The following is an 8,064-nucleotide window of genomic DNA, read 5'->3' as shown; positions in this document are numbered from 1 at the left end:
TCGGCGTCTTCGAGGTCCGCGATCAGCGACAGGCAGCGGCGGTAGTGCGCCTCGCCATCGAGCGTCGGGCGCACCGTGCGCGTGGTGCGCTCGAGCAGCCGCACGCCGAGCCGCGCCTCCAGTCCCTTTACCGCGTCCGTCACCGTCGAGCGCGGCAGCCCCAGATCGTCGGCGGCGAGCGAAAAGCTGCGCCGCTCGACCACCCGGGAGAACACGCGCATCGCGTCGAAGCGGTCCATTGCCATTATCCGAATACCACGAATAGTGATGCCGGAAGATGCATGATTATCCGGTGAGTGCCAAGGCATAGTGTCCTCCCATCGAACGCGGCACGGCCGCACAATCTGATGGGAGACTGAAAATGACCAACCAAACCAACAAGGTAGCTCTGGTGACGGGCGCCTCGCGCGGGATCGGCGCGGCGGTCGCCGAACGTCTCGCCAGGGACGGCTTCACCGTCGTCATCAACTACTCCGGCGACGCCAAGCCGGCCCAGGCGGTGGCCGACAGGATCGAGGCCGCCGGCGGCCGGGCACTGACCGCGAAGGCCGATGTCAGCGATGCCAACGCGGTGCGCGGCATGTTCGACGCGGCGGAGGCGGCGTTCGGCGGCGTCGACGTGCTGGTCAACAATGCCGGCATCATGAAGCTCGGCAAGATCGCCGACAGCGACGACGCCGCGTTCGACCAGCAGGTCGCGGTCAACCTGAAGGGCAGCTTCAACACCATGCGCGAGGCGGCGCGCCGGCTGCGCAACGGCGGACGCATCGTCAACTTCTCGACCAGCGTCGTCGGCACCAGGCTCGAGACCTACGGCATCTATGTCGCGACCAAGGCCGCGATCGAGTCGTTGAGTGCGATCCTGTCCAAGGAATTGCGCGGCCGCGGCATCACGGTGAACGCGGTCGCGCCCGGGCCGACCGCGACCGACCTGTTCCTGCACGGCAAGTCGGACGAATTGATCGACCGCTTCGCCAAGATGGTGCCGCTGGAGCGGCTCGGCACGCCCGATGACATCGCCAATGCCGTGGCCTTCCTCGCCGGCCCCGACGGCTCCTGGATCAACGGCCAGACGCTGCGCGTCAATGGCGGCCTGGTCTGACGCCCTCGCACCTTCAACCCAACTCCCGTTCAACTCGACTTCAAAAGGATATGTGTCATGAAACAGGTCATCGTCATCACCGGCGCTTCGAGCGGCTTCGGCCGCCTCACCGCCAACGCGCTCGCCAAGGCCGGCCACATCGTCTACGCCTCGATGCGCCACACCACCGGCCGCAATGCCGCCGCGGTCGCCGATATCGAGGAGTTCGCGCGCGACAACAAGGTCGACCTGCGCTCGCTCGAGCTCAATGTCGGCTCGCAGGCGTCGGTCGATGCGGCGATTGCGCAGATCGTCGCCGAGGAAGGCCGCCTCGACGTCGTGATGCACAATGCCGGCCACATGGTGTTCGGCCCGGCGGAGGCCTTCACGCCCGAGCAGCTTGCCGAGCTCTACGACGTCAACGTGCTATCGACCCAACGCGTCAATCGCGCGGCGCTGCCGCAACTGCGCAAACAGGGCAGGGGACTCGTGGTCTGGGTGTCGAGCAGCTCTTCGGCCGGCGGCACGCCGCCCTATCTCGCGCCGTATTTCGCGGCCAAGGCCGGCATGGATGCGATGGCGGTGATCTATGCCCGGGAGCTTACGCGCTGGGGCATCGAGACCTCGATCATCGTGCCCGGCGCCTTCACCGGCGGCACCAACCACTTTGCGCATTCCGGCCGTCCCGCGGACGAAGCGCGCGTCGCCGAATATGAGGCCGGTCCCTATGCCGGCTTCGGCGAGGAGATCATGAAGGCGTTCGCGGCGATCGTGCCCGAGGATGCCGACGCCTCGCTGGTCGCGGACGCGATCGTCAAAGTCGTCGACACGCCGTTCGGCAAGCGGCCGTTCCGCGTCCACATCGATCCGACGCAAGATGGCGCCGAAGTCGCATTCGGCGTGATCGACCGCGTCCGCAACGAGATGCTGCACCGGGTCGGCTTCTCCGACCTGCTCAAGCCGCGAGTGAACGGGTAATCCGACGCTCTCCCGCAACGTCATTGCGAGGAGCGACAGCGACGAAGCAATCCTTCCGCCGCGTGTTCGGTGACAATGGATTGCTTCGCTTCGCTCGCAATGACGGGATACGATCCCTCAGGCGCTGTCGGCCCGCTCGCCGTTCAACCACCGAAAAATCTCCGCATTGATCTCGCGCGGATAGGTGTGGCTGAGATCGTCGATCTCGCGATAGGTCACCCTGGCGCCGGCGGCCGACAGCAGGCCTTGGGTCTGCCGCGCGGTCTGCACCGGGAACATCCAGTCGAGCCGCCCGTGGGTGATGAAGATCGGCAAGCCGCGCAGCCGCTCCGCGTCGGCCATCTCCGCCATCAGCGGATGGAAGGTCGCGGCAACGGGCGCAAGATGCGTGAAGCGCGAGGCGCCGTCGAGGCCGCTCACATAGCTGAAGGTGCCGCCGTCGCTCATGCCGGTCAGCAGCATGCGCGTCTCGTCGATCGTCCAGCGCGCACGCACCTCGTCGAGGATGCGGTTGAGGTTCGGCGTGTCGGTGTCATCGCCCATCAGCGCCCAGGTCTGGCCGGTCGCGGTCGGCGCCACCAGGATGGCGCCGCGGCTGCGCGCATCGCGCAGCCAGCTCCACAGGAAGCCGCGGCCGTTGCCGCTGCCGCCATGCAGCGCCATCACCAGCGGCCAGGCGCGATCCGGCGTGTAATACTCCGGCACGTACATCGAGAAGCCGCCGCGGCTGCCCGGCTCGTTGCGCTCGTGGAAGATGCCGGTGTCGACGTTGGGTTTCGCCGCAAGCTTCGCCTGCAGCTCGGCGTCCTCGCGCAGATCGGGCGCGATGAAGAAGCCGCTGACCGGCGGCAGCTCGGTCAAGGGATACAGCGCCTCCTGCGCCCGCGGCAGATAGCGCAGCGCGCGGAACACGCTGACCAGATCGCCTTCGCCGTTCTGCACGGCGCGCAGCCCTGCGTAGCCGGCGAGCGCCGGTTCGATCGCAGCTTCAAGCGCGGTCTTGATGTGCGCGAATTTCTCCGGCCAGTCGGCAAGCCGCGGCCGCACCGCCTGCAAGGCCTCTTCGGGCTCGCCCGCGATCTGCATCACGCGATCGAAGTCCGGCGGATTGAGGTTGCGCGCGACAAAGGACAGCGATTCCAGCGTCTGCAGCAGCGGCGGCAACACGGCCACGATGTCGTCAACCACCGCCTCGCTCATCCCCGCTGCCTCTTCTGTATTAATGCAGCCGCGGCGCCTTCAACAGCTTCATGCGGTCGATCGAGGTCAGCGTGACGTCGAAGGTGACGCCCTCGTGATAGACGGTCAGCGGCACGTCCACGCCGGCCGCGCCGAGCGACCAGAACTTGCGGTAGAAGCCGGTCTGGCTCGTCACCTTGTCGCCGTCGACCGCGAGAATCACGTCGCCGGTCTTCAGCTCGGCGCGCGCCGCGGGTCCCTTGCTGGCGACACCGACCACCACGAGGCGGTTGTCGATCTCGGTCGTGTACATGCCGAGCCACGGCCGCGCCGGCTTGTCGACCCGGCCGAACTTGCGCAGGTCGTCCAGCACCGGATTGAGCAGATCGATCGGCACGATCATGTTGACATGCTCGGCGTGGCCCGAGCGCTCGCGTTCGAGCTGCAGCGAGCCGATGCCGATCAGCTCGCCGGCATTGTTGATCAGCCCGGTGCCGCCCCAGTTCGGATGCGACGGAGAGGTGAAAATCGCCTCGTCGAGCAGATACTCCCAGTAGCCGGCGAATTCCTGCTTCGCCGCGATCTGGCTTGCGACCGAGCGCGTGCGGCCGCCAGCGCCGCCGAGCACCACATTGTCGCCGACCTGGGTCGCCGCCGACGAGCCGATCCGCAGCGGCTCGAGATTGACCCGGCCGAGCGCCTGCACCAGGCCGAAGCCGGATTCGAAATCGAAGCCGAGCGCATGGCCCTCGACCGCGCGGCCGTCGCCGAGATGCAGCCACACCGTGGCGGCTTCGGTGATCAGATAGCCGATCGTCAGCACCAGCCCGTCGTCGATCAGGACGCCATTGCCGGCGCGCTCGGTGCCGAGCGTCTCGGCGCTGAAAGCATCCGGCGGAATGATCGAATGCAGCCCGACCACACTCATCAGCGCGCGATCGAGATCGTAGCGGTAATCTTCAGGACGAGGCTGAAAGGCCGCGGGCACTTTCCATTCGGTCACGGAGGGCATCAAAGGATCTCCTGGCGTGCAGGGCGCTGGAACCTCAACGTAGACCGAGGTTCTGCCGGCAGGGAAGATGGAATGATATACCTTGCAGGGCCGCCTGCACAGCTCATGTGGCGTGCAGACCTGCCCCTCGCAAGACGAAATGAACCTATTCGGCTTTCGCCGCCGCACGCGCCGGCATGATGCGGAAGGCGCGGTTGTCCTTGATCCACGCGGCGCGCTCGTCGCGCAGCATGGTGCGGCGAACCTTTCCGGAATCGTCGCGCGGCGCAGTGCCGACGCGCTCGAAACTTTCCGGATGCTTGTAGCGGCTGAGCCGGTCCTTCAGGAAATCGCCCATGCCGTCGGCGATCGCTTGCGCATCGGCGCTGTCGGCGAGCTCGAGGATCGCGTGCACGCGCTGGCCGAATTCCGGATCGGGCAGTCCGACCACGACGCAGGAGCGCACCTCGGGATGCTCGCTGACCGCGGCCTCGACCTCGGCCGGATAGATGTTGGCGCCGCCGCGCAGCACCATGTCGGCGAGCCGGTCGCCGAGATAGAGATAGCCTTCTTCATCGAGCCGGCCGATATCGCCGAGCGATTCCCAGCCGTCCGGCAGCCGCTTCGGCGTTGCGCCGAGATAGTGATAGGTCGAGCCGGCGCCATCATTGGGCAGGAAATAGATTTCGCCCGTCTCGCCGGGCGCGACGTCGTTGCCGTCCTCGCCGATGATGCGCAGTTTCGCGGTCTCGCCGATCTTGCCGACCGAGCCCTTGTGCGCCATCCATTCGGTGCCCGAGATCACGCAAGCGCCCTGCCGCTCGGTGCCGCCATAGAGCTCCCAGATCCGTTCGGGGCCGAGCCATTCGATCCATTTCTCCTTCAGCCAGGGCGGCATCGGCGCTGCCATGTGAAACACGATTTTCAGGCTGGAGACGTCGTAGCGGTTGCGCACCTCCTCGGGCAGCGCCCAGATCCGGTGCATCATGGTCGGCACGAAGTTCACCCATTGCACGCGCTCGCGTTCGATCAGCCGCAGCGTCTCCTCGGCGTCGAACTTCACCATGCCGGTGACCCTTCCGCCCCCGAACAGCGCAAAGTGCGAGAGGATGAATGGCGCATTGTGATACAGCGGCCCTGGATTGAGCAGCGAGGTGTCGCGCGCAATACCGAGCGTCGCCTCGGCCGTGGTTTCGATCACCGCGGGGTTGTGATCGAGGATCACCTTCGGCCGCCCGGTCGAGCCGCCGCTCGTCATCGCCTTCCAGTAGCGCGCGACCGGGGCATCGAGCGGCGCCTCGGAGAATCCATCCGGCACGAAATTCACCGGCAGCGAATTCGGCGCATTCCAGTCGGCCTCGCCGCCGACCACCAGCGACGGTTTCAGAATCTCGAGCACCGCAGCGGCCTCGCCGCGCGGCAGTCGCCATGACAGCGAGGTCGGCGTCGCGCCACACTTCCACACCGCGAAGGTCGTCTCGAAGAACGCGTTGCTGTTGGGCAGCCCGATCGCGACGAAGTCGCCGGGCTTGACGCCCTTGGCGGCGAAGGCGCGCGCCCGTGCATTGGCGCGGCGCTCGAGCTCGAGCCAGGTCAGCGCATCCGCGCCATGACTGATGGCGATCGCGTCAGCGGGCTTGCGTTCGGCATACCAGCGCGGCACGTCGGCGAGGGGGATCAGCATGGGTCGTTTCCGTCGAAAAGGCGGCTTGAAGCGCTCTTGTTGCAGGGATGTGGCCAAGGCCACGGCCGCCACTTCACCAACAGTGCGGTCTCCGTGTCAAGCCGATGGCTGCCGAGGCGGCCGGTATCCCGCTGGTGGAATTGCAGAATCCCTGTTCGCTAAAAGCCCCGTCAAGATTCCGGTAAAGTTCAAGCGATCGCGCTAAGCCGGGCTTTACGGGGGGCCGGCATTGTGGCCGTTGCGGTTCTGTGCCGCGCGCGTCGATCGACGCGCGCGGTCTGCAATGTCTTTCAATGACCAATGGCTTCAAGGACGGCGACGATGGCGAGCAGTGGAGCACGGATCAAGGTCAGTCGCGAGCCGCGGCGCCAGCTCAACAATCGTGCGGCCTGGATCACGGTCGATGACGGCGCGACCGAGAGCGAATGCGCCGTGGTCGACATCTCGCCGGGCGGCGCCAAGATCACCACCGAGGTCGAGTTCGAGGTGAAGGACCACCTCGCGCTGACGCTGCTCGCCGATCACGCCAAGCGCTATCCTTGCGAGGTGGTCTGGCGTCGCGGCAAGACCTACGGACTCAAATTCGTGACGGCCGAAGCCGAGCCGGTTGAACCGGCCGCAGAGCCGGCCGGCGCGACCTAGCGCAGAATTCATCAATCGATGTGCGAATGGACGTTCGGCGTAGGCCATCGCCGATCGCTTCGGCCGCGCGTTCAATTGCTCACGTCGGAATTTCCCACGCAAGCGTGGTTCACGTCATCGCCGCTGCGGGTTGTTGTCGGCATTGCCGGTGGTGCCCGTCGGACCTCCCGGTAGCGCGGGTGCGGCGCTGCCGCCGCCGGTGCCGGAAGACGGTGCGACGCGCTGGCCGGACTGGGTCGGGAGCGCGGTGCCGCCGACGCCGTTCGACGGCGCGGCGCGGTCGCCCGGCCTGGGCGGCAGCGGGGTGCCGCCGGTGTTCTGCGCGAGAAGCTGGGCCGGTGCGAGGACGAGGCCGGCGGCGACGACGATGGCAAATTTGGTCTTGAACATGCGCTGGTCCGAGATGGCGCGGTGAGGCTGCGGCGAGAGGCACAGCCGCGACGGACACGAGATCCGCCAAGCCCGCGAGATTGCGATACCAGCATAACGTCCGCCGCATTTGATGCGTTCCCGGACGCCTCGCCAGGACGAAGCAAATATCCGTGTGGTCAACCGCGACGATGATCACGGAGCCGCGCTGCGATAGCCTTGCGCGAGGCCGCTTTCGGCCTCACCCGGTACACCGCCGCTTGCGATCAGCCGCGGTAGCGCAACGCGTCGACCAGCAATGCAAACGCCGGCGAGGATTGCCGGCGGCTCGGATAATAGAGGTGATAGCCCGGAAACGGCGTGCACCAGTCGTCGAGCACCTGGATCAACTGTCCCTTGGCGAGTTGCGCGCGCACCTGATCCTCGGCGATATAGGCGAGTCCCAGCCCGGCCAGCGCTGCCTTGATGCGTAATGGGGTGCTGTTGAACACCAATTGCCCGTCGACGCGGACCTTGAGCGGGCGGCCGCGCCGCTCGAACTCCCAGGCATAGATGCCGCCATGGGTCGGCAGGCGGATGTTGATGCAGGCATGCTGGGTCAGGTCCTGCGGTCGTCTCGGGCGCTCCCGCCGCTTGAAATAGGAGGGAGCACCGACCACGACCATGCGGAAATCCGGCCCGATCCGCACCGCGATCATGTCTTTCGCGAACTGCTCGCCGAGGCGAACGCCGGCGTCAAATCGCTCCGCGACGATGTTCGCGAGACCGTTATCGACGGTCAAGTCCACCTTGATGTCGGGATAGCGCGGCAAAAACTCCGCCAGCGCCGGCCACAGGATGGTCTCGGCGGCGTGCTCGCCGGCGTTGATGCGGATGGTGCCGGCGGGCTTCTCGCGCAGCGCGCTCAGCGCTGACAGCTCGGCTTCGATCTCCTCGAAGCGCGGGCCGATGCCTTGCAGCAGCCGTTCGCCGGCGGCGGTCGGCGCGACGCTGCGCGTGGTGCGGGTCAAAAGCCGTACGCCGAGCCGTTCCTCCAGCGCGCGCATGGTGTGGCTGAGCGCCGATTGCGACACCCGGGACGACGATGTGGATGTAGGCTATGCAACACACTCGCCGTCGTCCTGGCGAAAGCCAGGAGGT

Annotated in this window: 7 protein-coding genes and 2 pseudogenes; 3 read left to right on the top strand and 6 right to left on the bottom strand. The window is 66.6% G+C overall.

The genetic code is table 11. The annotated features are described in order from the left end of the window. A pseudogene (locus tag AKL29_RS45345) lies at positions 1-239 on the bottom strand (LysR family transcriptional regulator); the annotation flags it as partial. Between the two features lie 122 nt (positions 240-361). Between AKL29_RS45345 and AKL29_RS22055 the strand changes: the two are divergent. Continuing rightward, positions 362-1,102: an SDR family oxidoreductase gene (locus AKL29_RS22055; RefSeq protein ID WP_050385617.1), complete on the top strand. Its 741-nt coding sequence runs from the start codon at positions 362-364 to the stop codon at positions 1,100-1,102. Between the two features lie 57 nt (positions 1,103-1,159). Continuing rightward, positions 1,160-2,059 carry an SDR family oxidoreductase gene (locus AKL29_RS22050; RefSeq protein WP_050385616.1) on the top strand — a complete coding sequence of 300 codons (900 nt, stop codon included), beginning with the start codon at positions 1,160-1,162 and terminating at the stop codon, positions 2,057-2,059. A gap of 117 nt (positions 2,060-2,176) precedes the next feature. Here AKL29_RS22050 and AKL29_RS22045 read toward each other — a convergent pair whose 3' ends face one another. The 3 genes from AKL29_RS22045 to AKL29_RS22035 all read right to left on the bottom strand — a co-directional run bounded on the left by AKL29_RS22045 (position 2,177) and on the right by AKL29_RS22035 (position 5,913). Further along, positions 2,177-3,259 carry a carboxylesterase family protein gene (locus tag AKL29_RS22045; protein ID WP_050385615.1) on the bottom strand — a complete coding sequence of 361 codons (1,083 nt, stop codon included), beginning with the start codon at positions 3,257-3,259 and terminating at the stop codon, positions 2,177-2,179. 19 nt (positions 3,260-3,278) lie between these two features. Then, positions 3,279-4,250, bottom strand: a complete 972-nt coding sequence (locus AKL29_RS22040) for a S1C family serine protease (RefSeq protein WP_050385614.1) — start codon at positions 4,248-4,250, stop codon at positions 3,279-3,281. Between the two features lie 145 nt (positions 4,251-4,395). Then, on the bottom strand, positions 4,396-5,913 hold the full coding sequence (locus tag AKL29_RS22035; RefSeq protein ID WP_050385613.1) for an AMP-binding protein: 1,518 nt from the start codon (positions 5,911-5,913) through the stop codon (positions 4,396-4,398). 321 nt (positions 5,914-6,234) lie between these two features. Between AKL29_RS22035 and AKL29_RS22030 the strand changes: the two genes are divergently transcribed. Then, complete coding sequence (locus tag AKL29_RS22030; RefSeq protein ID WP_050385612.1) at positions 6,235-6,555, top strand: PilZ domain-containing protein; 321 nt, start codon at positions 6,235-6,237, stop codon at positions 6,553-6,555. A 114-nt stretch (positions 6,556-6,669) separates the two neighbouring features. Here AKL29_RS22030 and AKL29_RS22025 read toward each other — a convergent pair whose 3' ends face one another. Both AKL29_RS22025 and AKL29_RS22020 read right to left on the bottom strand, forming a co-directional pair. Further along, entirely contained in the window at positions 6,670-6,945 is a 276-nt protein-coding gene (locus AKL29_RS22025) for a hypothetical protein (RefSeq protein ID WP_028333521.1), read from the bottom strand. A 245-nt stretch (positions 6,946-7,190) separates the two neighbouring features. Then, positions 7,191-7,997: pseudogene (locus AKL29_RS22020) on the bottom strand (LysR family transcriptional regulator); the annotation flags it as partial. Between the last annotated feature and the right edge of the window lie 67 nt (positions 7,998-8,064).

This window comes from Bradyrhizobium pachyrhizi (assembly GCF_001189245.1).
GTDB classification, from domain to species: Bacteria; Pseudomonadota; Alphaproteobacteria; order Rhizobiales; family Xanthobacteraceae; genus Bradyrhizobium; species Bradyrhizobium pachyrhizi.
The sequence above is the reverse complement of the archived record's forward strand: the minus strand, read 5'-3'. Positions and strand labels throughout refer to the sequence as shown.

Coding starts and splice junctions, on each gene's coding strand:
- AKL29_RS22055 (WP_050385617.1), top strand. CDS start 362: ATGACCAACCAAACCAACAAGGTAGCTCTGGTGACGGGCGCCTCGCGC.
- AKL29_RS22050 (WP_050385616.1), top strand. CDS start 1,160: ATGAAACAGGTCATCGTCATCACCGGCGCTTCGAGCGGCTTCGGCCGC.
- AKL29_RS22045 (WP_050385615.1), bottom strand. CDS start 3,259: ATGAGCGAGGCGGTGGTTGACGACATCGTGGCCGTGTTGCCGCCGCTG.
- AKL29_RS22040 (WP_050385614.1), bottom strand. CDS start 4,250: ATGCCCTCCGTGACCGAATGGAAAGTGCCCGCGGCCTTTCAGCCTCGT.
- AKL29_RS22035 (WP_050385613.1), bottom strand. CDS start 5,913: ATGCTGATCCCCCTCGCCGACGTGCCGCGCTGGTATGCCGAACGCAAG.
- AKL29_RS22030 (WP_050385612.1), top strand. CDS start 6,235: ATGGCGAGCAGTGGAGCACGGATCAAGGTCAGTCGCGAGCCGCGGCGC.
- AKL29_RS22025 (WP_028333521.1), bottom strand. CDS start 6,945: ATGTTCAAGACCAAATTTGCCATCGTCGTCGCCGCCGGCCTCGTCCTC.